Source organism: Cyclobacteriaceae bacterium, from assembly GCA_030584025.1.
In the GTDB taxonomy this organism is placed as follows: Bacteria; Bacteroidota; Bacteroidia; order Cytophagales; family Cyclobacteriaceae; genus UBA2336.
This window is the reverse complement of the sequence record CP129487.1, coordinates 2,059,754-2,086,131: the sequence shown is the minus strand read 5'-3', so window position 1 is coordinate 2,086,131 and position 26,378 is coordinate 2,059,754. Positions and strand designations below refer to the sequence as shown.

Sequence of the window (26,378 nt, the reverse complement as noted above, 5' to 3'; positions counted from 1 at the left end):
ATGGGTGCCTCTCAAAAAAATACAGAAGCATTGTGGTTTAAAGATGCCATCTTCTATGAATTGTCGGTACGGGCATTTTATGACAGCAACGGTGACGGCATTGGTGATTTCAATGGGTTGATTCAAAAACTCGATTACCTGGAAGATCTGGGCATCAACACGCTGTGGTTGCTTCCTTTTTATCCATCGCCATTGAAAGACGATGGCTATGATGTAACTGATCATTATGACATTCATCCGGATTACGGTACGCTTTCAGATTTTAAAACATTTTTGAAAGAAGCACATGCACGGGGTATAAAAGTGATCACCGAACTGATTCTCAACCACACTTCTGATCAACATCCTTGGTTTAAGCGGGCAAGAAAAGCCAAATCGGGTACACGGTATCGTGAGTTTTATGTGTGGAGTGATACGCCTGAAAAATATAAAGAGGCCAGACAAATTGTACAGAGCGATGAAGCTTCAAACTGGTCGTGGGATAATGAAGCTAAGGCGTATTACTGGCATCGGTTTTATCGCCATCAACCTGAATTGAATTACGAAAATCCGGAAGTGCAAATGGAGATGATCAAGGTCATCGACTTTTGGATGAAGATGGGCGTGGATGGTTTTCGTATGGCTTCTGTTCCGTTTTTATTTGAAGAGGAGGGAACCAGTTGTGAGAACTTGCCACAGACACACGCGTTTCTGAAGCGCATTCGTTCACACATCGATAAGCATTATAAAGATAAGGTGTTGATGGCTGAGGCTAACCTGTGGCCGGAAGACGCAGCTGCCTACTTTGGTAACGGACAGGAATGCCACATGAATTTTAACTATCCGTTAATGCCAAGGTTATTTCTTGGATTACGTACGGAAGACAGTTATCCGATTGTAGATATACTGGAACAGACTCCTGACACACCGGAAAATTGTCAATGGGCGCTATTCTTACGCAACCACGATGAACTGGGTTTGGAAATGGTTACGGAAGAAGAGAAGGATTACCTGTTTAAAGCTTACGCCACTGATCCGCATACCAAATACAACGTGGGTATCCGAAGACGGTTGGCACCTTTGCTCAACAACGATCGAAGAAAAATTGAATTGTTGTACACCATTCTCTTTTCACTACCCGGCACACCTGTGTTGTACTATGGCGATGAAATTGGAATGGGCGATAATATTTACCTGGGTGATCGGTTTGGTGTGCGTACACCCATGCAATGGAGCATGAACCTGAATGCAGGTTTTTCAGATGCAAATCCTCAAAAACTTTATTTGCCGGTAATTACCGATCCGGTTTATCGTTATGAGTCCGTTAACGTGGCCACACAAAGCGAAAACCCATCATCACTGTTATGGTGGTTGCGTCAGGTAATTGCCATGCGCAAGCGCTTGAGTGTGTTTGGCAGAGGCGATATGAAATTCATAGACAGTACCAACAGCAAGGTGCTGTGCTTTATGCGATCCTATGAAAAGCAACGAATCATCCTGGTAGCCAACCTCTCCCAGTTTTCACAAGTTGCAACCTTAAACCTTTCAGAGTTTAAGGATTGTGATGTAACCGAAGTATTCAGCCAGAACCGATTTATGAATGTGGGAGAAGGCCAGTACTCCATTACCATCGGTCCGTACGGATATTACTGGCTTCAACTGGATACAGCCGAGAAACGAACCAAATCGGAATCAAGCGGAGAGTTACCGCTGTTCTCAACCGATATGTCGTGGGAGAAGGTTTTCAACTCATACAATGAAAAGCGATTCTTTGAGCGGAAGATTCTTCCTCCTTTTATGAAAAAGTGCCGCTGGTTTGGAGGCAAAGCCAAGGTGATCAGCAAAATGGGCATCAACAAGATGATCCCGGTTAAGGTAAGTGGACAAACACATTATTTAACGGTTGTTGAAGTGCACTACGTGCAGCGCTTACCTGAACTTTACTTTTTACCGCTTTCTTTTGCCCCGGCTGATACCGTTATAGAGCGAGTTGAATATCATGCACAAAGTGTAGTGTGTCGTGCCGAAATACAAGATGAGGTTGGTTTTGTAATGGACAGCAGTTACGATAAACAGTTTCGCGATTTCCTGCTTGTAAATATGGACAAGCGTGCACGTGTAAAAGTGGACGATGGTGTGCTTGAATTCAATTCAAGCGTGTTTAATAAGATTGTGATTGATGGTGAAATTGATTCTAAGGTGTTGAAAGCGGATCAGAGCAACACAGCCATCATTTACAATGAAAATTATTTCTTTAAATTTTACAGGAAGCTTGAACGCGAGATCAATCCTGACCTGGAGATTGTTCGCTTTCTTTCCGAACATACGAGTTTCTCCAACAGTCCGAAGTACACTGGCAGTGTTGAGTTTGTAGATGTTAACGGAAAGGTGATGGTCTTTGGCCTTCTTCAGGAAAAAGTGGAGAACCAGGGTGATGCCTGGGGCATGACAATCGATTCGGTAGGTCGTTTCTTTGAACGGGTGATAACCAAAGCAAAAAAGGAAAAATTACCTAAGCTCATCAACAAAGCAAGCATTGCGTTTGAAGAAGCACCGGAACTGATTCAGGAATTTATTGGTCGTGGCTTTTACGAACGCGTGGTGCGGTTAGGTCAGCGTACTGCCGAAATGCACCTGGCGTTGGCATCCGATAGCAGTAATCCGGCTTTTGCTCCGGAATACTTCACCTCCAATTACCAGCGTTCACTGTACTCATCACTGCGTAAGCTGGTTCGCGATCGTTTTAATTTGTTAGAGTCTTCATTGTCAAAACTATCTCCGGAAATACGGGAATTGAGCAAGAAACTTCTGGCTATGGAAAATGAGGTGTTGGAGTGCTTCAAGGAAATTTATGAAGTGCGCATCAATGCCATTAAAACCCGCATCCATGGCGATTACCATTTGGGGCAGGTGTTGTTTACAGGTAAGGATTTTGTGATCATCGACTTTGAAGGAGAGCCCGGATTTTCGTTCAGCGAAAGACGATTGAAAAAGAATCCATTGAAAGATGTTGCAGGTATGATGCGTTCGTTCCAGTATGCGGCATTCGGTAAAATTTTATTAAACGAGAACTACCGTGATCGCGACATGGAGTTTCTTGAAAACTGGGCGGAGCAGTGGCAACACTATGTGAGTCGCTTTTATTTTGGTGCCTACCTGGAGCGAATGGGACTTGGGAAGGAATTATCCGATGAAAATGAAATCCTTATTCGCACATTTCTTTTAGAGAAAGCGATTTACGAGTTAGGCTATGAGTTAAATGGCCGGCCGGATTGGGTAATTATTCCCTTGCGCGGAATCATGTATCATATGAATCGCTATCAGCAAGCCAAAGAAGAAGAAAAGCAAAAGAAAAAGTCGAAGAAATAAACAACGAACCATCGGACTAAAAATACACGCATGGGAAAGAAAAAAGCATCACCCAAAACAACAGAAAACTCTTCGCTGGAATCGAACAGCTTGCTTACCGATTTTGATATACACCTATTCAAAACCGGCAAGCATTTCAAGTTGTATGAGAAAATGGGTTCTCATATAACGACCATGAATGGAAAGAAGGGAACTTACTTTGCGGTTTGGGCACCCAATGCACGTGCCGTATCGGTAATAGGAAACTTTAATGGATGGAATAATGGAATGCATGCTTTGAATCCGCGTTGGGATGAGTCCGGTATTTGGGAAGGTTTTTTTACAGATATCCACAAAGGTGAAGTGTATAAGTACGCCATTCATTCTAACACGGGTGATTACCTGGAAAAGGCCGATCCGTTTGCCATGTTTGCAGAAGTGCCGCCCAAAACAGCATCTATTGTTTGGGAAACCAATTACACATGGAAGGATAAAAAATGGTTGGAGAAAAGAAAATCGGAAACAGGTAAAACGAAACCGTACTCCGTTTATGAGTTGCATATCGGCTCGTGGCGAAGAAAGCTGGAGGATGGTAATCGGTCACTCAGCTATGGTGAACTTGCTACCGAGTTGGTTGACTATGTAAAAGAGATGGGCTTCACACACGTTGAATTTTTGCCGGTAATGGAGCATCCGTTTTTTGGTTCATGGGGTTACCAGGTTACCGGTTATTATGCGCCTTCAAGTCGATATGGTGCGCCAGAAGATTTTATGTATTTGGTGGATTGTCTGCACCAGGCTGGGATTGGAGTAATACTCGATTGGGTGCCTTCTCATTTTCCGGGCGATGATCATGGCTTGTATAAGTTTGACGGCACTCATCTCTATGAGCACGAAGATCCGCGCAAGGGTTTCCATCCCGATTGGAAGAGCTACATTTTCAATTACGGCAGAAACGAAGTCCGGTCAATCTTAATCAGCAACGCCATCTACTGGCTTGATCGGTTTCACATTGACGGATTGCGGGTAGATGCCGTAGCCAGTATGTTATATCTCGATTATTCCAGGAAAGAAGGGGAGTGGATTCCGAATCAATATGGCGGTAGAGAAAATATTGAGTCGATTGTGTTTCTGAAAGAATTCAATGAACAGGTTTACAGTCATTTCCCGGATATCATTACCATTGCTGAAGAGTCAACCGCATGGCCCGGTGTATCACGACCAACGTATTTGGGTGGCCTTGGCTTCGGCCAGAAGTGGATGATGGGATGGATGCACGATACACTGCACTATTTTCAAAATGATCCGGTTCACCGGAAGTATCATCAGAATGAAATTACATTCAGTATCATGTATGCCTTTACGGAGAATTTCATACTTCCGCTTTCGCATGATGAAGTGGTACATGGTAAAGGTTCATTGATGGGGCGTATGCCCGGAGATGAATGGCGGAGATTTGCAAACCTGCGGTTGTTGTTTGGGTACATGTATACCCATCCGGGCACCAAGTTGTTATTCATGGGAGGCGAGTTTGGACAAACATCCGAATGGAATCATGATCACAGCCTCGATTGGCATTTGCTTCAATATGCACCACACAAAGGTGTTCAGTCATTGATGAAAGATTTGAATGCGCTGTATAAACAAGAACCCGCCTTGTATAAATATGCATTTGAAGAACGTGGTTTTGAATGGGTGGATTATTCTGATCATCAAAACAGTGTCATGATCTATCAGCGCAAAGCGGATGAAAAGCATGAACTGTTGCTGGTGATTTGCAATTTTACCCCGCAAACCTTGTCGCAGTATCGTGTGGGCGTGCCATACCGCGGGCAGTGGAAAGAAATTTTCAATTCGGATGATCTGAAATATGGTGGCAGCGGAGCACTAAATCAGGGAAATCTGAATACATCACCTATAAAATATCATAACCGGGATTATTCTGTAGCCCTAACCTTGCCACCGTTGGGCATTACCGTAATTAAATTGGAACAGGAAGAGGCGGAATTTGATATCGGTTCGTAAGCTTGCGTAAGGCTTGCATTAGCATTTTTTATTTTCATGGAGAAGTACATTTGTATTCACGGTCATTTTTATCAGCCTCCGCGTGAGAATGCGTGGCTTGAAGTTATTGAGGTTCAGGATTCGGCTCACCCGTACCACGATTGGAACGAGCGCATCTCGGCAGAGTGCTATGCACCCAATGCCGCTTCGCGCATTTTGGAGAATGGTGTGATTAAAAACATTGTAAATAATTACAGTCGCATCAGTTTCAATTTTGGCCCTACGTTGCTGTCGTGGATGGAGATCAATGATCCGGAGACGTACAACGCTATACTTGAAGCCGATAAGGAAAGCGAAAAGATTTTTGATGGACATGGTTCGGCATTGGGGCAGGTATTTAACCACATGATTATGCCCCTAGCCAATGAGCGGGATAAGCATACACAAATTCATTGGGGCATTCGGGATTTTGAACACCGATTTGGACGTACACCGGAAGGCATGTGGCTGGCTGAAACGGCAGCCGATACGACCACGCTTGAGGTATTGGCCCAACACAACATCAAGTTTACCATTCTTGCCCCACGGCAGGCAAAGGCTTTTCGGAAGGTAGGAACCGAAGCTTGGCAAACCGTAACGGATACTGGTATTGATCCGCGTAAGGCGTACAAGATTAATTTGCCTTCCGAAAAAAGTATCGCTGTCTTTTTTTATGATGGCGATATTTCGCAAGGGGTTGCCTTTAACGGTTTGTTGAATGATGGGGAGAAATTTTCAAATGCGCTGCGAAACGGATTTGATGCAGATGACACTGAGCCACAGCTTGTAAACATTGCCACCGATGGTGAATCGTATGGGCATCACCACAAACACGGGGATATGGCCCTGGCGTTTTGCCTGGATCACATTCATCGGTTAAAGCATAACCATTTGATGAATTATGCGCAGTTCCTGAAAAAATTTCCTCCTTTATATGAAGCACAAATTCACGAAAACAGCTCATGGAGTTGTGTACACGGTGTAGAGCGTTGGCGCAGCGATTGTGGGTGCAGTACCGGTGGTAATCCGTACTGGAATCAGAAATGGCGTAAACCCTTACGGGAAGCGTTGGATTGGCTTCGGGATGAGTTGGTTCAAATTTATGAGCGCGAAGCTTCAGGCATCTTAAAAGACCCGTGGAAAGCGCGCGATGAATACATCAATGTTATTCTGAAGCGTAATGACGATACCATCCGCAAATTTTTGAAGGATCATTGCATTAAAGTGGTAGAGCAAAACAAAGTGTTCCGGTTGCTGGAAATGCAACGTAATGCCTTGTTGATGTACACCAGTTGCGGTTGGTTCTTCGATGAAGTTTCGGGTATTGAGACGGTTCAGATTTTACAGTATGCCTGTCGGGCGATTCAGTTGTTGCATCAAACTGCTGGTGCCGATTTTGAGGAAGAATTTATCCGCAGATTAGAGCAGGCTCCCAGTAACATTCCATCCCTGGAAAATGCCGGGAATGTGTACAGGCGGTATGTAGTACCTTCCAAAACAAACCTGCAACGTGTAGGTATGCACTATGCGGTGGCTTCGTTGTTTGAAGAAGACCCGGAGAATACTCCGATTTTCAACTACACTACATCAAACGAATTCTTTTTGCGCAAGGAGGCCGGAGAGCAGCGCCTTTCATTGGGTATTACCAAGGTTCAGTCGAATGTAACGCGTTCGGAAAGACGCATTGCCTTTGCCGTGGTGTATATGGGTAAGCACAACATTATCGGTAACCTGAAACTGGATATGCCGCCTGAGGATTTTGAAAGCATGAAACTTCGGGTGGTGAATGCGTTTGATGAAAGCCGGTTAGGTGATGTGCTTTCCATTATGCAAACGTATTTTGGTGAGGACCGCTATACACTTTGGCAGTTGTTTAAAGATGAAAAGCGCAAAGTGCTCGACATGATTACCAAACAAAGTATGGGCGAACTGGAAGAGTCATTGCGCAGGGTATACAACCGCGATTATCCGCTGGTTAATGCGTTGTCGAACAACGATATTCCCATTCCGCGTGCGTACACCACCACATTCGAGTACATCCTGAATGCCGATCTGATTAATTGTTTTCAAACGGAACGAATTAATGTGAAGGAGCTGGAACGGATAATAGGCGAACTGGCCAAGTGGGAACTGAGTATCGAAGATCCGGGAACGGTAGAGCGCCTGGCAGGGGAAAGCATTTATAAAGAGTTAAGAAGAATAAGTGCTGAACGCAGCAATGTAAAGCGCATTGAGCGCCTAAACCGGGTGTTTCCGTTGCTCAGAAAATTCAAACTGGAACCGATCTTGTACAAAAGTCAGAATCTTTACTTCGAAATTTCCCAAAGCAGTAAAGATTCAAACACACTTAAGCCCGAATGGCTTAATCAATTTAAACGATTGGGTGAAAATTTGAATGTTAAGGTGGCGTATTAAATTACAAATTGGGCAACATGACCTGTGTGGCTTGAATGACCTCATGTACTTCCGGAATGGAAATAGGTTGTTTGCTCTTTGTGTAGAGTACAAATCCTTTATAGGAAGTAAGATAAAGATGAGATTGTGTGAAAATTCCCGCCTTGGATTGCACCACCAATAGTGCTTTGTTATCATTCAGAATTTTTCTGAACGTTACTTCTTCAACTTTGATAAACGCGCCCATCATTTTCAGGGCGGTGTAATGTTGAAAGTAAGGTCCGGGTACGCCAGGGATCATGCCTAAACAGAAATTTTATCTTTTTCTTCCAGGTGATTCCAAACCAGACTGCTGGCGCCTAAAATTGGAGCGGCCTGATTCTGCAAGCCGGAAGGTAAAATTTTAACCTTGCCCCTGAACAACGGCATCAGGTTGGCTTCCATGTGTTTGATGGTGGGTTTGAAAATCAAATCACCGGCTAATGAAAGTCCGCCAAACAAGAAAATGGCTTCCGGATCGGTATGAACAACGGTCTCGGCCAACTTGGTACCGAGAATTCTTCCGGTGTATTCAAAGGCTTCACGCGCCACCACATCACCGCGAATGGCAGCCTCGGTAATCATTTTTGTATTCAGGTTGTCGAAACTGATGCCACGCAATTCACTTGGCTCCAGGTGATCGGCCAATAGCTTATACACCGATCGCTTGATTCCGGTAGCGGATACATACGTTTCCAAACATCCACGTTTTCCACAATTACAAAAACGACCGGCATAATTTACAGTAGTATGCCCAAGTTCACCGGCAATGCCGTGTTTGCCATTAATAAGTTTTCCATTCGCAACAAAACCACTACCCAAGCCTGTGCCTAATGTTATCACCACAAAATCTTTCATGTCACGCGCGGCCCCATAAACCATTTCACCTACTGCTGCGGCATTCGCATCATTGGTTACCAGTACCGGTACGCCCAACGGTTTGGATAGCATTTCGGCCAAGGGAATAATGCCTTTCCATTTCAGGTTGGTAGCGTGTTCAATGGTGCCTTTGTAATAATTGCCGTTGGCAGCACCAACGCCTACACCCACAAGATGATACGAGCGATCCAATCCGGCAATGGCCGCGTGAATGGCTTTAACAAGATCATTGATTAAATCAGAGAACTCTTCATGTTCCTGCGTTTTGATCCTGTCTTGAAATAAAACATTACCCGAGCGGTCTACGATACCGTATTTCGTGTTGGTTCCGCCAATGTCAACGCCAATGGTAATTTCTTTCATCAGATGGATAGTATTTTGGCAATGCGCAGCATGTCCATATTGATTTCATGCGGCCGGTTCATTACCGAGTCAAAAAGGTTATATACAATGTTATTATCACGAACGCCAACCATGGCATCCGTCTTTCCTTCCATAAGTCCTTCTACTGCGGCAACACCCAACTTACTGGCCAGCACACGATCAAAGTAGGTGGGTGTACCACCGCGCTGCAGGTGGCCGAGTATGGTAACTTTTATATCAAAGTAGTCGGTACGTTCCGCAACCTTGCGGGCAATTTCGTTAGCGCCACCAATTTTTGAACCTTCTGCTATCACCACCAGGTTCGATCGTTTGTTAGTGATTTCACCAGCGGTAAGCAACTCATAAACTTTATCAAAAGAGGTTTCGCTTTCAGGAATAATGATAGCACCCGCACCACCGGCAATGCCGCTATACAACGCAATGTAGCCGGAGTTACGACCCATTACTTCGATAAAGAATAAACGGTTGTGTGAGAGAGCTGTGTCGCGGATTTTATCTATCGCTTCAACCGCTGTGTTGGTGGCGGTGTCAAAACCAATGGTGTAGTCGGTACCGGCAATGTCGTTATCAATTGTTCCGGGTATACACAAGGAGGGAAGTTGAAATTCCTGATAAAGTTTATGTAAACCGGTGAAGGTTCCATCGCCACCAATGGCAATCAGCGCATCAATGCCTTCCTTTCGAAGTTGTTCATATGCCTGCTTGCGGCCTTCGGCTGTTTTAAACTCATCGCTACGCGCGGTTTTCAAAATGGTACCACCACGCTGAAGAATATTTCCTACGGATCGTGCGCCCAGTTTCACGAAGTCGCCTTCAATCATGCCCTCATAGCCGCGCATGATGCCGAAAACTTCTTTCTTGTGAAAGATACCTGTACGCACAACCGCACGAATGGCGGCATTCATTCCGGGTGCATCTCCACCCGAAGTGAAGACACCTATACGTTGAATAGTTGATGACATTGAATCGCTAAATCATCCAAAAATAGCGGTTCAAATCGATTTTTTGTAACCTGAAAAGTTATTGAAATTTCAATCGTTTGAAATGATTGATGAGGCCATTTGTGGATGAATCGTGCGTGGTAATTTCTTCTGTTGTGTTCAATTCAGGCAGAATTCTTTTGGCCAATGCTTTGCCCAATTCCACACCCCATTGATCGAAACTGAAGATGTTCCAGATAATACCCTGCACAAAAATTTTATGTTCATACAAGGCTATTAAACTACCCAATGTGCGAGGGGTCACTTGCTCAACCAAAATGCTGTTGGTGGGTCTGTTTCCTTCAAACACACGATAGGGAAGGTGAAACTTAATTTGCTCAGGTGTCATACCGGCAGCGGTTAATTCCTGCTCAACTTCTTCTTCGGTTTTGCCTTTCATTAACGCTTCGGTTTGTGCAAAGAAATTAGCCAGCAACTTCTCGTGGTGATCGCTCACCGGGTTGTGGGTTTTCGCAGGTGCAATGAAATCACATGGGATAAGTTTGGTGCCTTGATGAATGAGTTGATAAAACGCGTGCTGACCGTTCGTGCCCGGTTCTCCCCAAATGATGGGCCCGGTTTGGAAATGAACAGGTTGTCCGTTGCGGTCTACCGATTTACCGTTGCTCTCCATGTTGCCTTGCTGAAAGTATGCCGCAAAGCGATGGAGGTATTGATCGTACGGAAGTATGGTTTCGGAGGCAGCACCAAAAAAGTTATTGTACCAGATGCCAAGCATGGCCAGTATCACCGGAATATTTTTTTCGAATGGTTCGTTACGAAAATGATTGTCCATGGCGTGTGCACCATCCAGCAACTTGCTGAAGTTTTCGAAGCCGATGGTACAGGCAATGGAAAGTCCGATGGAAGACCATAACGAATAACGTCCGCCAACCCAATCCCAAAACACAAACATATTGGCGGGATCGATGCCAAATGCTGTTACCGCTTTTTGATTGGTGGAGACTGCAACGAAATGTTTGGCTACTTCGCCTATGTTGTTTGTTTTTTCAAGGAACCAGCTTCGCGCTGTTTCCGCATTGGTCATGGTTTCCTGTGTGGTGAACGTTTTTGAGGCGATGATGAATAAGGTAGTTTCCGGATTAACACGCTTTAACGTTTCTGCGATGTGCGTTCCATCTACATTCGATACAAAATGCGGAGTGATATTTTTCCAATAGGGTCTCAGGGCTTCCGTTACCATCAGCGGCCCAAGGTCGGAGCCGCCAATGCCGATGTTCACAATGTCGGTAATTGGTTTGCCGGTGTAGCCTTTCCATTCGCCCTGAAGCAACGCATTCGAGAATTGCTCCATTTGCTTTAACACTCGGTTTACTTCGGGCATTACATCCTGACCATCTACCAGTACAGGTGTGTTTGAACGGTTGCGCAAGGCCACATGCAATACGGGTCTGTTTTCAGTTTGATTGATAGGTAAGCCTTTAAACATGGCTTCGATGGCAGCCGGAAGTTCACATTCGTGTGCAAGTTCAAGTAGGAGTTGAAGTGTTTCTTCCACCGCAATGTTTTTGGAGAAATCGACCAGAAAATTCTCAAAGTTTAGATGAAAGTTGCGGAAGCGGTCTGGGTCTTCCTGAAACAATTCGCGCATGTGTTGCGCCTGCATGGTTAAAAAGTGCATTTCAAGCTTGCGCCAGGCAAGCGTGTTGGTGGGGTCGATAGTGGGTAACATGAGCGTTTCCGTTAGCGTTTCTAAAACGAAAGCCCCGTCCCAAAACAGGAACAGGGCTTTTGTAGCGCGGGGGGGAGTTGAACCCCCGACCTTTGGGTTATGAATCCAACGCTCTAACCACCTGAGCTACCGCGCCATTTTCATTAAGGCCCGCAAACTTACAAAGAATGCGAGTATTCTGCCAAAACTGATTTTTATTTTGCCTTGCCGAAAAATTCTTCTAATTTCAAACACCTATGCACACCATGGCGAAAAAGAAATTATTCACGGCTGATTATGAGGTACATGCATCCATTAAGATGCTGTATCCATATATTCAATCAGCCAGTGGACTTTCTGAGTGGTTTGCGGATAATGTGACGATCAACAACATGGACAAGACCTTCACATTCATCTGGGATCATGAAGAACACAAGGCGCGCATGACGGCACACCGCACCAATCATTTTGTGCGCTTTGAGTTTGTTCCGGAGAATGAAGAAGATGAAAAGGACCCCTCTTATTTTGAACTTCGCCTGGAGTTCAATGAATTAACCCAATCGGTGTTTCTGAAAGTAACCGACTATTCTGATTTTGATGACCTGCGCGAACTCAACGACCTGTGGAATAGCCTGGTGGAGTCGCTGAGGAAGATTGTGGGAGGGTGAGGCTAAAGTAGCCGGCTTCTGTGATTACTCACTTCTTAAATCAAAAATCAACATTCCTTGTTCTTAACTCATGAAATCATGCAGATGAAAGAGTTTTAAGTGTCTGATTTTAAAATGCACTTTAGAAGTATCTTTGGCGTGTTATTTGTTGCTTTCGGGCACGGTTAACCGCATGAAAAAACTCGACAAACTTATTCTCAGCTCTTTCTTAGGACCGTTCATTCTCACGTTCCTGGTCGTGGTTTTTATTCTGCTCATGCAACACATGCTCAAGTATTTCGATGACATCATCGGGAAAGGTTTGGGCTTTGATGTGATCGGGCAGTTGCTGTTTTACTTTGCCGTGTTCATGACACCCGTGGCGTTGCCGCTGGCAGTGTTGTTGTCTTCGTTAATGACATTCGGAAGCCTGGGTGAACATTTTGAGTTAACGGCCGTGAAGAGCGCGGGTATTTCTCTTTTGCGAGCCATTCAACCCATTTTCTTTTTTGTGTTGATCTTGACAGGGTGTGCATTTTACATCAATAACAACCTGGTACCGAAAGCCGCGCTTGAAGCGTATAGTTTGTTGTGGGACATCAAACAGAAAAAGCCGGCATTGGATATTCGTGAAGGAACATTCTACAACGGCATACCCGACATCAGCATAAAAGTGAATGAAAAATTTCCGGACGGCATCACGTTAAAAGATGTGATCATTTATGACCACCGCAAACACGATGGCAATAAAGATGTGACCGTTGCGGACTCAGGAAAGATGTACACCATTTTAAATGAGCGTTACCTGAAGTTGGAGTTGTTTGAAGGATATAATTATACCGAAGGTACCAGTGCCGGCCAGGATTTAGTGGGGAAGAATCCATCCTATGGCACCGAAACCCTCAGTCGTAGCAAGTTTGCCAAAACCCAGGTGATATTTGATTTGTCTTCCTTTCAAATTCAACGCACAGACAAAAAGTGGTTTCAGGGTAACCGCATCATGCGCAACATGGGTGAACTGGATAAAGATATTGATTCGTTGCGCGATCAGGTAATGAATCAGAAGCTGAGTCAGTACAGTGCTTACCGTACGTACTTCACACACCTGATGCGGAATGACTCCATGTTGCTGCCCAAGGAGTTGCAGGCCTACCAGAAAAAACGAGATTCTCTTTCGTGGATTGAAACTGAAAAGGATATGGTAGAGGTTGATCAGCCTGTGCCACTTGAAACGCCATTAGCAACGGATAATCCTGAGACAAGCGTTCGACTGGCGGATACTGTTGAGTCCAAAGAAATCACCAGACCCGGCATCGTTCGCGAAAAGAAACGTGCCGTTGATTCGCTGAAAGTCCGCGAAGAAAAGAAATCAGTCAGCCCGGTGCGGGTGCAGAAAACTGAGCAGAAGAAACCAGCAGTGATATCAAAGGCTGCACAATTGCGTGATCAGAAAACGCAGCAACAGGTTTCTCCAATTCCAAAGAAGAAAACTGTAGTGCTGACAGACTCAGCCCGACAGGCAAAGATTGACAGCGTGCTGAATCTTCCCATTCAGAAATCCATGTATGCTGCTGCACTGAATAGGGCTCGTGTGGTAAAGTCGCAAATAAACAGCACCACCACCTCCCTTGATTTCTATGAAGTTGATCAACGGGTTTTCCGCATTCAGTGGCATAAGATTTTAGCCAGTTCGTTGGCGTGTATTGCCATGTTTTTGATTGGTGCACCCTTGGGAGCGATTATAAAAAAGGGAGGCCTTGGGGTGCCGTTCCTGGTGTCCATTCTATTCTTTATCATCTACTACCTGCTCACCATTACGGGGGAGAAATGGGCCAAGCAAGGCTTTGTGAGTGTGGAAATAGGGGTTTGGACTGCAGATGCCATACTGTTTGTTATTGGACTCATATTCCTTAGGCAGGCCCGTATAGATGCCCGCCTGTTTGAAGCAGATTTCTACCAGGTGGTGTTCGACAAAGTGGGCCGCTGGTACGAGCGCATGCGGGCTAAATGGTTTCCAGCAGACGGAATGAAAAATTGAGGCTTTTTTGGATAATTCAGCCTGTTTCGCGTATCTTTGCCGGCTGAAATAAGAGTATAATAGAAACAACATGTATTTAACCGCTGAAACAAAAAAAGAGCTGTTCAAGAAGCATGGCATAGCCAAATCGGATAAGGATACGGGCTCGCCAGAAGCTCAGATTGCCCTGTTTACACACCGAATCAACCACCTGACAGGTCATCTGAAGACGCACAAAAAGGACTTTGCAACCCAGCAGGGTTTGATGAAGATGGTTGGTAAGCGCAAGAAATTGCTGAATTACCTTCAGAATTCAGACATTAGCCGGTACCGGGCGATTCTGGCCGAGCTGGATCTTAGAAAGTAAGAAGAACTCAAATGTATACAGGGAACCTGATCAAGGTTCCCTTTTTGTATTTTATAAATAAGTCATTTGGGGCTTAACGGCCCGTGACTTTAACCCATTTTTTATGACGTTTAATGTAATATCAAAAAGCTGCAAACTCCCGGATGGAAGGGAGATCACCATCGAAACGGGTAAAATGGCCCGTCAGGCCGATGGTTCTGTTGTGTTACGCATGGGCAACACCATGCTGTTGGCTACGGTAGTGGCCAGAGAAGACGCCAATGAAGGCGTGGATTTCATGCCTCTTTCTGTTGATTACCAGGAGAAGTTCGCTTCTACCGGTAAAATCCCCGGTGGTTTCTTAAAGCGTGAAAGCAAGTTATCCGATTATGAAATTCTGATCAGCCGCCTGATTGACCGTGCCTTAAGACCCTTATTCCCAAGCGATTTCCATGCAGAAACTCAGGTGAATGTTTCCCTGATCTCCGGAGATCACAATGCGTTGCCGGATGCACTTGCAGCTTTTGCTGCTTCAACGGCTCTAACCATTTCGGATATTCCGTGGGGCGGTCCTATTTCGGAAGTGCGCGTTGCCCGTGTGGATGGTAAGTTTATTGTGAACCCAGTTTTGGCTGATAAGGAGCGCGCGGATATCGATTTGATCGTTGCTGCTTCCATCGAAAACATTCTGATGGTAGAAGGGGAGATGAAGGAAGTGAGCGAAGACGATATGTTGGAGGCGTTGAAAATTGCCCATGATGCCATTAAGGTGCAGTGTCAGCTTCAGCTTGACATGGCGAAGGAGTTGGGTAAAACGGTAAAGCGTACATACAGCCACGAAGTGAACGATGAAAACCTTCGCGAAGAGCTTTCTAAATTATTGTATCCAAAAGTATATGCTGTTGCCAAACAGCAAATCAAAAATAAGAAGGAGCGCGGCAAGGCGTTCAAGCAAGTGTTGGAAGACTACCTCGCTACGTTACCGGAAGATACAACGATCAATATCGACCTGGTTAAACGTTATTATCACGATATTGAAAAGAAAGCCGCACGCGATCTGGTATTGAATGAAGGCATTCGCTTGGATGGTCGTAACACCAAGGAAATCAGACCGATATTCTCTGAAGTTGATGTATTACCTTCAGCGCATGGTTCAGCTTTGTTTACGCGGGGTGAAACACAATCGCTGACTACCGTAACACTGGGAACCAAACTGGATGAACAGATGATCGATGGTGCCATGTTTGAAGGCTCCAATAAATTTATCCTGCACTACAATTTCCCCGGCTTTTCAACCGGTGAAGTAAAGCCAAATCGTGGACCTGGAAGACGTGAAGTTGGTCACGGTAATCTCGCCTTGCGCGGATTGAAATATGTGTTGCCGTCAGACACGGAGAATCCTTATACCGTTCGCGTGGTATCCGATATTCTGGAATCAAATGGTTCATCATCGATGGCTACGGTTTGTGCCGGTGCGTTGGCGTTGATGGATTCTGGACTTCCTGTTAAAGGACCTGTTTCAGGTATTGCCATGGGTATGATCTCCGATGCAAAGACCGGTAAGTATGCCATTCTTTCCGACATCCTTGGTGATGAAGACCACCTGGGAGATATGGACTTCAAAACTACCGGTACAGAGAATGGCTTAACTGCTTGTCAGATGGATTTGAAAGTGGATGGCCTGACGTATGAAGTATTGCGCGAAGCCTTGCTTCAGGCGAAAGAAGGTCGCCTGCATATCCTCAATGAAATGAAGAAGACCTTGTCGGCTTCTAAGGCTGACCTGAAGCCGCACACACCTCGCGCTGAGACCGTCATTATAGAGAAAGAGATGATTGGTGCGGTAATCGGTCCGGGTGGTAAAGTGGTTCAGGATATTCAGAACACAACCGGAGCTACCGTTGTGATTGAAGAGGTGAACAACAAAGGCGTGGTGAACGTTTTTGCTACCAATAAGGAAGTGATGGATGCCGCATTGAGACGCATCCGTGCAATCGTGGCTGTGCCTGAAATCGGGCAGGTATACGATGGCAAGGTGAAGTCGATTATGCCGTTCGGAGCGTTTGTGGAATTCATGCCAGGTAAAGATGGCTTGCTGCACATTTCCGAGATTAAGTGGGAGCGCCTGGAGACAATGGATGGCGTAATGGAAGTAGGGGAAGAAGTGAAAGTGAAGCTGGTTGAAATTGACAAAAAGACTGGTAAATTCAGGCTTTCCCGTAAGGTATTGTTGCCCAAACCACCTAAGAAGGAGGCCACCGCATCGGAATAGCGTTACGCAGGTTGACAGGAACTAACTTTAGACACTATATTGTTACACCACTGAACATTTAGTACTAGATGAGACAGCTCAAGATCAGCAAACAGATAACGAACCGCGAAAGCCAATCGCTGGATAAGTACCTTCAGGAAATTGGTAAGGTTGACCTGCTTACGCCTGATGAAGAAGTTGAATTGGCCAAGCGGATTAAGGAAGGCGACCAGATCGCTCTTGAGAAGTTGACGAAAGCCAACCTTCGTTTTGTGGTGTCTGTTGCCAAGCAATACCAGAACCAGGGCTTGTCACTGGGAGATTTAATCAATGAAGGAAACCTCGGACTTATTAAAGCGGCTCAACGCTTTGATGAAACCCGGGGTTTTAAGTTTATATCGTATGCCGTTTGGTGGATTCGTCAATCTATCCTGCAGGCGTTGGCAGAACAGTCGCGTATTGTTCGCTTACCCCTTAACCGTGTAGGTTCACTCAACAAAATTTCCAAAACGTTCTCCGAATTGGAGCAGAAGTATGAGCGTGAGCCATCACCGGAAGAATTGGCGGAAGTACTGGATGTAACTACGGCAGAGGTAGTGGACACTATGAAGATTTCCGGTCGCCATGTTTCCATGGATGCCCCATTTGTTCAAGGTGAGGAGAACAGCTTGCTGGATGTACTTGAAAACGACAGCGAGGAAACACCGGATTCCGGCTTGATGAATGATTCCCTGCGCAAGGAAGTCCAGCGGGCCTTGTCAACCCTTACGCAGCGTGAGGCTGACGTGATTACCCTTTACTTCGGACTGAATGGCGAGCATGCCATGACGTTGGAGGAAATCGGGGAGAAGTTCAACTTAACGCGGGAGCGCGTACGTCAGATTAAGGAAAAGGCGATCAGAAGGTTACGGCATACTTCAAGAAGTAAGGCTTTAAAACCTTACCTCGGTTAATAATTGTTTATTGCATTCGAATTTTGAAGGGTCTCAAAGCAATGCGGGGCCCTTTGTTTTAATTACAAGATTATGTCAGAGAAAGTAAAAGTGTTGATTATCGGATCCGGTCCTGCCGGATATACAGCGGCCATTTATGCGGCTCGCGCAGGTTTGAACCCGGTATTGTATACAGGCGGTCAGCCGGGTGGTCAGCTTACCACCACCAACGATGTGGAGAACTTCCCCGGTTATCCGGAAGGAATAAACGGTCCGCAAATGATGGTTGATCTGCAAAAGCAAGCTGAGCGTTTCGGGACGAAGATTCATTACGGACTGGTAACTTCAGTCGACTTTTCAGGTTACCCGCACAAGGTTACGGTAGACGAAAAGGATGTAGTGGAAGCCGAAACGGTAATCATTGCAACAGGAGCTTCGGCTAAGTACCTGGGCATTCCATCCGAAGAGAAGTTTAACAACAAAGGCGTATCGGCTTGTGCCGTTTGTGATGGCTATTTCTACCGTGGCAAGGAAGTGGCCGTTGTTGGTGCTGGGGATTCGGCTGCGGAAGAATCAACCTATTTATCTAAGCTATGTACAAAGGTTCACCTGATTGTAAGACGTGACGAAATGCGCGCTTCCAAAATCATGCAGTCGCGTGTGTTGAATACGCCAAACATTGAGATTCACTGGAACACCGAAACCGATGAGATATTGGGTGACGATACCGGTGTAACCGGGGTGCGTGTGGTGAACAATAAGACAGGGGAGAAGAAGGAAATTCCGATTCAGGGTTTCTTCCTCGCCATCGGGCATAAACCCAATACCGACATTTTTAAAGACTACCTTGAGATGGATGAAACGGGATACATCAAAGTACAACCCGGTTCAACCCGTACCAATGTGGAGGGTGTTTTTGCCGTAGGTGATGCAGCCGACAAAGTGTACCGTCAGGCAGTAACAGCTGCCGGAACAGGTTGTATGGGTGCACTGGATGCCGAGAAATTCTTAGCCGCAAAAGAAGCTGAATTGGTAGGGCATTAATTCCTGTAATTCAGTACGATACATGAAGTTAGATATTCTTGTTTTAGCAGCCCACCCCGATGATGCAGAGCTCTGCTGCGGGGGCACAATCGCCCGCCAGATTGCGCTCGGTAATAAGGTAGGCATTGTTGATTTTACGCGTGGCGAACTGGGTACACGGGGTACACCCGAATTGCGTTTACAGGAAGCGGCTAAAGCTGCTGATATATTAAAGCTTTCAACACGTGAAAACCTGGGCCTGCCAGATGGCTTTTTCCGGAACGATGAGGAGCACCAGCGTGAGGTAATCCGAGCCATCCGCAAATATCAACCGGAGATTGTGTTGGCCAACGCCATTCACGATCGCCATTCCGATCATGGTCGTGCTGCTGAACTCGGGACTGATGCTTGCTTTCTTTCCGGGTTGGCCAAGATTGAAACTACCTTGGATGGTAAACCTCAACAAGCGTGGCGACCGAAAGCGGTTTATCACTACATCCAAAGTCAGTTTATTGAACCTGATTTTATAGTCGACATATCTGATTTCTGGGAAGTGAAGGTGGCCTCTTACATGGCGTATAAAAGTCAGATGTACGATCCGCAAAGCAAGGAGCCAGAAACCTACATCTCAAAGCCTGAGTTCCTTAAACTTATTGAAGCGCGCGCTGTTGAGTTAGGACATGCTATTGGTGTAAAATACGGAGAAGGCTACACTCTGCGCAGATACCCTGGCGTGCGCAATCTGTTTGATTTGATTTAAGTGCGCGTCATTGCGAGGAGCACTGGTGTACCGTTTCGTTTGCAACAATCGATCAGGTGACGAAGCAATCTCAAACAATATCGGATTACCTGGCTTGTCAATTCAGCCTGTAATTACTCCATTTTCTTATGGTGCCAACCTGCTGATCTTCCAGTCGTTATCCGCTTTTGTATAAAGTATTCTGTCGTGTAACCGACTTGGTCTTCCTTGCCAGAATTCAATAAGCACCGGTTCCACTTCGTAGCCACCCCATTGGTGTGGTCGCGGTAGCGGATCCTGATGTTCAAAACGCTTTTCTATTTCCTGCATCCGCTGTTCCAGAATTTGCCGGTTTTTGATGGGTGTACTTTGCGGTGATGACCATGCGCCAATCTGTGATCCACGCGGGCGACTTTGAAAATAGGCATCGGAGCGTTCAGCATCAATTCTGGTTACGATCCCCTCAATGCGCACCTGCCGTTCCAGTTCCGGCCAGAAGAACGTGAGCGCACAAACGGGGTTTTCGTCCAGGTCCTTGCCTTTGCTGCTCTGGTAGTTGGTAAAGAATACAAACTTGGAATCCTCAATTCCTTTCAACAACACCATCCGGCCGGACGGTCGGCCTTGTGCATTTACCGTGGCCAGGTGCATGGCTGTTGGTTCCGGTAATTTGGCTGCCAAAGCCTCGTTGAACCATTGGGCAAACTGTTCAACGGGGTTGTGGTGCACGGAATCAATATCCAATGCGGCTTTGGTGTATTCGTTTCGGATGGAAGAAATGCTGGACATCGGGTAATATTTTGGCGAAAGTTCACCCAAAAGAATAAAATTTGCATCGTAGCATTACAAGTATTTTATTGAATCGCCATTACAACGGTTTACTGTGGAGTTTTTTAACTACAAGAATAAAATCAAACCCGAAAAGGGGCGGCTGCTGATCTCAGAACCGTTTCTACCCGATCCGAATTTCGAGCGAACGGTCGTGTTGTTGTGTGAGCACAGTGAGGAAGGATCGTTTGGTTTTGTGTTGAATAAACCGTCCATCATGAAAGCCGGAGAGGTCATGGATGACCTGGCTAACTTTGATCATGAGGTATTCGTGGGTGGACCAGTTCAACAAGACACGTTACATTTTATTCACCGATCGGCATCCATTGAAAACGGTGCAGAAATTCTGGAAGGCATATACTGGGGTGGTACGTTCGATCAGGTGTTGAACCTGGCAGATACGCATCAGCTTTACCCGGCTGATATCAAGTTCTTTTTGGGCTACAGCGGTTGGGATGCGGGGCAGTTGGAGGAGGAGTTAAGCCAAAATTCCTGGATCGTTTGTGATTTTGTGTCGGAAGACCTACTGTTCGAAACCGAACCATCTTTAATGTGGAAGAAAGCATTGGAAAACATGGGTGGGCGATTTTCCGTTTATTCCAACTACCCGGTTGATCCCCGAATGAATTAGGCCTAAATTCGTAACTTTACAGAGCATACTGTAGTCTATAATGAAACACCATGGAATTGGAGAACGAAAAAACAGCAGAGATGGAGGAGACGCGCGAAGCCGGGATGGAAGAAAACCATGGCGTGCAGACCGAATTGCAATCTGAAGCAGACCTCACCGATCACCACGAAGGCGATGATCATGACGAAGAGCATGACACGGTAGACTATTCCCAGCTTACCAAGACACAACTGGTGGTAGCGTTGAAGGAGCTCTCCAAAGAATCCGACTTTAAAAAAATTGATCGCCACCTGCGCAGCATCAAACCGTTGGTAGATGAGTACCGTGAACAGGAGCGCACACAAGCCCTGAACCGTTTCATTTTAGATGGAGGCAATGCCGATGATTTTCACTATCGCGGTGATGAGCACGATACGATTTTTGACGGCCTTGTTAAAACCATTCGTGATAGAAGAACCCAGCACATCAAAAACCAGGAAGATCAGAAAACTGAAAACCTGAACAAGAAACTGGAGCTGCTGGAGAAACTTCGTGCCCTTACCGACTCAGAAGAAGTGAAAGATCACTTCGATCAATTTAAAAGCTTACAAAGGGAGTGGCGAAACATTGGACCGGTACCAGGTGCCCAAGCCAAAACCGTGTGGGCAAACTATCACGCCCTGATTGATCGGTTCTACGATAATCAAAGCATTTACTTTGAGTTGAAAGAACTTGATCGCAAAAAAAATCTCGAAGCCAAACTTGAGCTTTGTGTGCGGGCTGAGAAACTAAGTGACGTAGAAAAGATACGCGATGCTGTGCGTGAGCTCAATGAATTACATCACGAGTTCAAACACATTGGTCCGGTGCCGATTGAAGACAAGGAAAATGTTTGGCAACGCTTCAAGGCTGCTTCCGATGCAGTGTATGCGCGCAGGGATGCGTTCATGAAAGAGTTGAACGAACAACTCAACGCCAACATGGAGCAGAAGAAAGTGTTGGGCGAAGAGGTGTTGACATTTGCTTCATTTCAATCGGACCGTATTAAAGAGTGGAATCAGAAGACAAAAGAAATTCTGGGACTCCAGAAAAAGTGGGAAGCACTTGGGGGCATGCCGCGCAATAAGGCAAAAGACCTGAACAAAAAATTCTGGTCGTCCTTCAAAGGATTCTTTGCCAATAAAAATGCTTTCTTTAAGAAGCTGGATAGTGAACGCGAACAAAACCTGGAAAAGAAAAACCAGTTGTTGCAACGCGCCATTGAATTGAAGGAGAGCACCGAGTGGGAGAAGACCACCAACGAATTGAAAGCCTTGCAAGAGCAGTGGAAAGAAGTTGGTCCTGTGCCGGAGAAGATGCGCGAAAAAATTTACCAGCAATTTAAGGAAGCTTGCGATGCCTTCTTTGAAAATCGCAGGGCGCAGCAAGGCAAGCGCGATGCCGATCAGGAGAATAACCTGAAGGCCAAGCAGGCGGTTTGTGCGTTATTGGAAAAGCATGCTGATGAAAAAACAGCAACGCCTGAGTTGTTGAAAGAACTTGAAGAGCAGTTTGGCAGCATTGGGTTTGTGCCGAAGAAGGATATGGGCACCATACGTTCGCGTTTCCATGAAGCGGTAGAGAAATTTGTTCAATCCATTGAAGGCGCTAGTGACGATGAAAAAAGCCGCATGGTGTTGGAAAGTCAGCTTCAGGATTTGAAGAATGACCCAATGGGTGAGCAGAAGATTTACCACAAGGAGCAATCCATCCGCAAAAAGATCCAGAAGGTTGAAAACGACATTGCCGTATGGCGCAACAACCTTGAGTTTTTTGCCCGGGCTAAAAACGGTGAAAAGGTACGGGAGGAATTTAATGAGAAAATAGAGGAAGCGAGCAGCCACCTGCACCAGTTAAAACAGCAATTGAAGCTTCTGCGCACAGTTTCCTGACGCAGGATTTGTAAAGATTAAACCTTCCGTTATTTTTGCACCTCGCTTTTCCAACACCAAAGGTCTAAAAGCCTCCTTAGCTCTCCCGATAGCTATCGGGAGGTAGAGCAACTGACTTTTAGTCAGAAGCATGGAGAAGCAAATAAGGGCATTAAGCCTCCTTAGCTCAGCTGGTAGAGCAACTGACTTGTAATCAGTAGGTCGCTGGTTCGATTCCGGCAGGGGGCTCTTGAAAGCCGAATCTCTAAAGAGGTTCGGCTTTTTCTTTATCCCTGCTGCAAATACCGTAAAAAACCAAGTTGTTATGAACAATTTTAAGATAGTGATTTCAGCCATTGTTTTGTTGGCTGCTATTTCTGCAAGATCGCAATCCATGCAACGCGATAGCCTCGTTGGCGTATGGATTTGTGTGGAGGCTACCATACCCGATGGTTTAAATATTTCTGCGGAAGAAATGGAGGCAATAAATGTATTTAAGTCAGCTCTTGTTAAGTCAAAATTTCTTTTCAAAACCAATGGTCTGTTCGAGTGGCAATTTCAAAAGGGTACGCCAGCCATGTTTCAGGAACTCAGCTTTCTCAACAATCAAAAGTGGTCTATTGATACAAAGGGGGATTTGATTCACATTGGTGATCCAAAAGAGAATTTGATGCAAGTAAGGATTCGTGAAAAGGCTGGAATAGTTTATTTTATACTCTCAGATACCCCTTTATTGTTGCGGATGAAAAAGGAGTAGGGTATGAGGAGCCTTGATAAACTGAACAAAATTATTTAGCGAATCACCATGTACTCCAAACACTGGTTAGTCATCCGCGATGATGCCAAACGAACCTTTGAGGTATGCGGGCGGGTATCGAATGAGAATGCTTTCTTTAACAAGGTGTATGCCATGCAAAAATCGGGTATGCCTGTTAGCGGCATGACACCCCCGGTTACCGGCAAGGCGCCCAGTAAAGAATCAATCAAAATCAGTGGCTATGCATACGAAGAAGGTTTGTACGAAAGGCTGGAAAAGGAGTACATGCGTTTGCGCATGCTGGATATAGACGAGACTGAAATTGAATAGCTAATTCCGGCTTTTGTAAAATCACCTGTGTTAGACATTCTTCCAAAAGCAGGTTTCCCATTCCTGTTTTGTCATAAAATACCCTAATTTAGGCCCTTCAAATTTTACTATGGCTGCTAAAAAACGTGTCCTCATTACCGGTGGTGCTGGTTTTCTCGGATCGCACCTCTGCGACCGCTTCATTAAAGAAGGCTTTCATGTGATTGCCATGGATAACCTGATTACAGGCGACCTGCGCAACATCGAGCACCTCTTCAAACTACCAGATTTTGAGTTCTATCACCACGATGTGTCTTCCTTTGTACACGTACCAGGTGAACTCCATTATATATTGCACTTCGCCTCACCGGCCAGCCCGATCGACTACCTGAAAATTCCCATTCAAACCCTAAAGGTGGGTTCATTGGGTATTCACAACTTACTGGGCCTGGCCCGGGTAAAGCAGGCGCGCATCCTCATTGCCTCAACATCTGAAGTCTATGGCGATCCGCTGGTGCACCCGCAAACTGAAGAATATTACGGCAACGTGAACCCGGTCGGACCGCGTGGCGTGTACGATGAAGCCAAGCGTTTTCAGGAGGCCATGACTATGGCGTATCATACTTTTCACGGATTGGATACCCGCATTGTGCGCATCTTCAACACGTATGGTCCCCGTATGCGCCTCAATGACGGTCGTGTGTTGCCGGCTTTTATTGGTCAGGCGTTGCGGGGTGAAGACTTAACCGTATTTGGTGATGGTTCCCAGACACGCTCGTTCTGTTATGTGGATGATCAGGTGGACGGTATATTCCGGTTACTGATGTCGGATTATCATTTACCGGTGAACATCGGTAACCCTGATGAAATCACTATCATGCAGTTTGCGGAAGAGATCATCAAACTCACCGGCACCACGCAAAAAATCATCACCCAACCGCTTCCGAAAGATGATCCAAAGCAGCGCCAGCCTAATATAACGAAGGCAAAAGAAATTTTAGGGTGGGAACCTAAAGTGTCGCGTGCTGAAGGATTGAAGATTACATACGAATACTTCAAAAGCTTGCCGCGTGAAATCCTGTTCGAGCGGGATAATAAGAATTTTGAGAAGTATATGCGGTAAGACCGCTATGTTCAGAAAATCATGAGTGCTGAACCAAAATGGTATGCGTTCTATACCAAGAGCCGTCATGAAAAAAAGGTAAAGGAACTGCTGCAACGTAGAGGTTTTGAAGTTTTTCTTCCCATGCAAAAAGTGGTTCGGCAGTGGAGTGATCGGAAGAAGAAAGTAGAGGCGCCTTTATTCAATTCATACATCTTTGTCTTTGTGCCTGAGCATCAAACAACTGAGGTGCTGCAAATACCCGGCATTGCCTGGGCTGTACGGCACAATGGCAAACCAGCGTTTCTTCATGAGCGTGAGTACAAATCCATTCTTCGGTTTTTGGAAACAGGATTAACCATTGAAATTATGGCCGGGGCTGATGTGGAGGAGGGTGATCAGGTACAGGTTTTGGATGGCCCGCTAAAAGGGGCAATTGGCTATGTAGCCCGTAAACAACCCGACCGGTTTATGGTGTTGCTCGAAGGCATCGGGCAGGCCATGCGGGTAGAAATTATGCCCGAATTGCTCAAAAAGACATGATTTGATTAATTTCGAGTAATTTTTTTACTCATTCAAAATTCCCATTATTTTTACCTCGTGCTCGATACGCTGATCACATCCAAGACCCGCCTGAAAATGTTGCTCCGGTTTTTCCTGAACAGCAATTCCTCGGCTTACCTGCGGGAGTTGGCGAAAGAGTTTGGCGAATCCACCAACTCCATCCGGCATGAATTAAATAACCTGTCCAGTGCCGGCTACTTGGTAGCCCGCGAGGAGGGCCGCTCTATATATTACAGTGCGAATACCAAACATCCCCTTTATCCGGAAATCAAAACACTGGTGCACAAGTACCTGGGTATTGACAAACTCCTCGATAACGTCATTCACAAAGTACTGGCCAGGCTGGGAACACTTCAATTGGCTATGATCACCGGTGATTATGCCGAGGGGCGTGATTCAGGTATTATCGACCTGGTGATGGTAGGGGATATTGATAAAGTTTACCTGCAGGAATGCGTAACCAAAGCCGAAAAACTGATCAACCGAAAGGTGCGCACACTGGTGCTTTCAGAGGTGGAGTTTGAGGGTAACAAAAAGAGCCTGAATCCTGACAAGGCCTTGGTGCTTTGGCAGGCGGAGTAATCCGACTTGCAGGATTTGGATAATCATTGAATGCCTGCTCTTC

The 26,378-nt window shown here is 45.7% G+C and carries 22 protein-coding genes and 2 tRNA genes; 18 read left to right on the top strand and 6 right to left on the bottom strand.

The window, feature by feature from the left end; all coding sequences use genetic code 11:
- Genes treS through QY309_09320 form a run of 3 tightly spaced genes read left to right on the top strand, consistent with a single transcriptional unit; the run spans window position 1 to window position 7,785 of the window.
- Window positions 1–3,348 carry a maltose alpha-D-glucosyltransferase gene (gene treS, locus QY309_09330; GenBank protein WKZ58070.1) on the top strand — a complete coding sequence of 1,116 codons (3,348 nt, stop codon included), beginning with the start codon at window positions 1–3 and terminating at the stop codon, window positions 3,346–3,348.
- 30 nt (window positions 3,349–3,378) lie between these two features.
- Window positions 3,379–5,352 carry a 1,4-alpha-glucan branching protein GlgB gene (gene glgB / locus QY309_09325; GenBank protein ID WKZ58069.1) on the top strand — a complete coding sequence of 658 codons (1,974 nt, stop codon included), beginning with the start codon at window positions 3,379–3,381 and terminating at the stop codon, window positions 5,350–5,352.
- Window positions 5,353–5,388: 36 nt separating this feature from the next.
- On the top strand, window positions 5,389–7,785 hold the full coding sequence (locus QY309_09320) for a DUF3536 domain-containing protein (protein WKZ58068.1): 2,397 nt from the start codon (window positions 5,389–5,391) through the stop codon (window positions 7,783–7,785).
- 1 nt (window position 7,786) lies between these two features.
- On the opposite strand, the gene QY309_09315 is transcribed toward QY309_09320, so the two are convergent.
- The 5 genes from QY309_09315 to QY309_09295 form a co-directional block, all read right to left on the bottom strand.
- The gene (locus QY309_09315; GenBank protein ID WKZ58067.1) at window positions 7,787–8,065 is read right to left on the bottom strand and encodes a hypothetical protein; all 279 of its coding nucleotides are present in this window, start codon (window positions 8,063–8,065) and stop codon (window positions 7,787–7,789) included.
- Between the two features lie 2 nt (window positions 8,066–8,067).
- The gene (locus tag QY309_09310; protein WKZ58066.1) at window positions 8,068–9,045 is read right to left on the bottom strand and encodes an ROK family protein; all 978 of its coding nucleotides are present in this window, start codon (window positions 9,043–9,045) and stop codon (window positions 8,068–8,070) included.
- Window positions 9,045–10,028 (bottom strand): 6-phosphofructokinase, encoded by a 984-nt coding sequence (gene pfkA / locus QY309_09305; GenBank protein ID WKZ58065.1) that lies wholly within the window; start codon window positions 10,026–10,028, stop codon window positions 9,045–9,047. The genes QY309_09310 and pfkA overlap by 1 nt, the downstream gene beginning before the upstream one ends.
- Before the next feature lie 58 nt (window positions 10,029–10,086).
- Complete coding sequence (pgi, locus tag QY309_09300) at window positions 10,087–11,739, bottom strand: glucose-6-phosphate isomerase (protein ID WKZ58064.1); 1,653 nt, start codon at window positions 11,737–11,739, stop codon at window positions 10,087–10,089.
- Between the two features lie 62 nt (window positions 11,740–11,801).
- Window positions 11,802–11,875 (bottom strand) — tRNA-Met (locus QY309_09295).
- 109 nt (window positions 11,876–11,984) lie between these two features.
- Here QY309_09295 and QY309_09290 point away from each other — a divergent pair.
- The 7 genes from QY309_09290 (at window position 11,985) to bshB1 (ending at window position 19,694) form a co-directional block, all read left to right on the top strand.
- Complete coding sequence (locus QY309_09290) at window positions 11,985–12,386, top strand: START-like domain-containing protein (GenBank protein WKZ58063.1); 402 nt, start codon at window positions 11,985–11,987, stop codon at window positions 12,384–12,386.
- A 172-nt stretch (window positions 12,387–12,558) separates the two neighbouring features.
- Window positions 12,559–14,403, top strand: coding sequence for an LptF/LptG family permease (locus QY309_09285; GenBank protein WKZ58062.1), 1,845 nt, complete (start codon window positions 12,559–12,561; stop codon window positions 14,401–14,403).
- A 70-nt stretch (window positions 14,404–14,473) separates the two neighbouring features.
- On the top strand, window positions 14,474–14,749 hold the full coding sequence (gene rpsO, locus QY309_09280) for a 30S ribosomal protein S15 (protein WKZ58061.1): 276 nt from the start codon (window positions 14,474–14,476) through the stop codon (window positions 14,747–14,749).
- A 103-nt stretch (window positions 14,750–14,852) separates the two neighbouring features.
- The gene (pnp, locus tag QY309_09275) at window positions 14,853–17,000 is read left to right on the top strand and encodes a polyribonucleotide nucleotidyltransferase (GenBank protein ID WKZ58060.1); all 2,148 of its coding nucleotides are present in this window, start codon (window positions 14,853–14,855) and stop codon (window positions 16,998–17,000) included.
- Between the two features lie 68 nt (window positions 17,001–17,068).
- Complete coding sequence (locus QY309_09270) at window positions 17,069–17,932, top strand: RNA polymerase sigma factor RpoD/SigA (GenBank protein WKZ58059.1); 864 nt, start codon at window positions 17,069–17,071, stop codon at window positions 17,930–17,932.
- 72 nt (window positions 17,933–18,004) lie between these two features.
- A complete protein-coding gene (gene trxB / locus QY309_09265) occupies window positions 18,005–18,955 on the top strand; it encodes a thioredoxin-disulfide reductase (GenBank protein ID WKZ58058.1) in 951 nt (316 codons plus the stop codon).
- Window positions 18,956–18,977: 22 nt separating this feature from the next.
- The gene (gene bshB1, locus QY309_09260; GenBank protein WKZ58057.1) at window positions 18,978–19,694 is read left to right on the top strand and encodes a bacillithiol biosynthesis deacetylase BshB1; all 717 of its coding nucleotides are present in this window, start codon (window positions 18,978–18,980) and stop codon (window positions 19,692–19,694) included.
- 126 nt (window positions 19,695–19,820) lie between these two features.
- Here bshB1 and pdxH read toward each other — a convergent pair whose 3' ends face one another.
- Window positions 19,821–20,462 carry a pyridoxamine 5'-phosphate oxidase gene (gene pdxH / locus QY309_09255; protein ID WKZ58056.1) on the bottom strand — a complete coding sequence of 214 codons (642 nt, stop codon included), beginning with the start codon at window positions 20,460–20,462 and terminating at the stop codon, window positions 19,821–19,823.
- A 94-nt stretch (window positions 20,463–20,556) separates the two neighbouring features.
- Between pdxH and QY309_09250 the strand changes: the two genes are divergently transcribed.
- From QY309_09250 to QY309_09215, 8 genes are all read left to right on the top strand, one after another.
- Entirely contained in the window at window positions 20,557–21,132 is a 576-nt protein-coding gene (locus QY309_09250) for a YqgE/AlgH family protein (protein ID WKZ58055.1), read from the top strand.
- 50 nt (window positions 21,133–21,182) lie between these two features.
- Complete coding sequence (locus QY309_09245; GenBank protein ID WKZ58054.1) at window positions 21,183–23,042, top strand: DUF349 domain-containing protein; 1,860 nt, start codon at window positions 21,183–21,185, stop codon at window positions 23,040–23,042.
- 155 nt (window positions 23,043–23,197) lie between these two features.
- Window positions 23,198–23,270, top strand: a tRNA-Thr gene (locus tag QY309_09240).
- A gap of 76 nt (window positions 23,271–23,346) precedes the next feature.
- Window positions 23,347–23,778: a hypothetical protein gene (locus QY309_09235; protein WKZ61664.1), complete on the top strand. Its 432-nt coding sequence runs from the start codon at window positions 23,347–23,349 to the stop codon at window positions 23,776–23,778.
- A 48-nt stretch (window positions 23,779–23,826) separates the two neighbouring features.
- Entirely contained in the window at window positions 23,827–24,108 is a 282-nt protein-coding gene (locus QY309_09230; GenBank protein ID WKZ61663.1) for a hypothetical protein, read from the top strand.
- A gap of 109 nt (window positions 24,109–24,217) precedes the next feature.
- Complete coding sequence (locus tag QY309_09225; protein WKZ61662.1) at window positions 24,218–25,210, top strand: SDR family oxidoreductase; 993 nt, start codon at window positions 24,218–24,220, stop codon at window positions 25,208–25,210.
- Window positions 25,211–25,231: 21 nt separating this feature from the next.
- Window positions 25,232–25,732: a UpxY family transcription antiterminator gene (locus QY309_09220; GenBank protein WKZ61661.1), complete on the top strand. Its 501-nt coding sequence runs from the start codon at window positions 25,232–25,234 to the stop codon at window positions 25,730–25,732.
- 57 nt (window positions 25,733–25,789) lie between these two features.
- The gene (locus QY309_09215; GenBank protein WKZ61660.1) at window positions 25,790–26,335 is read left to right on the top strand and encodes a winged helix-turn-helix domain-containing protein; all 546 of its coding nucleotides are present in this window, start codon (window positions 25,790–25,792) and stop codon (window positions 26,333–26,335) included.
- The last annotated feature ends 43 nt before the right edge of the window (window positions 26,336–26,378 follow it).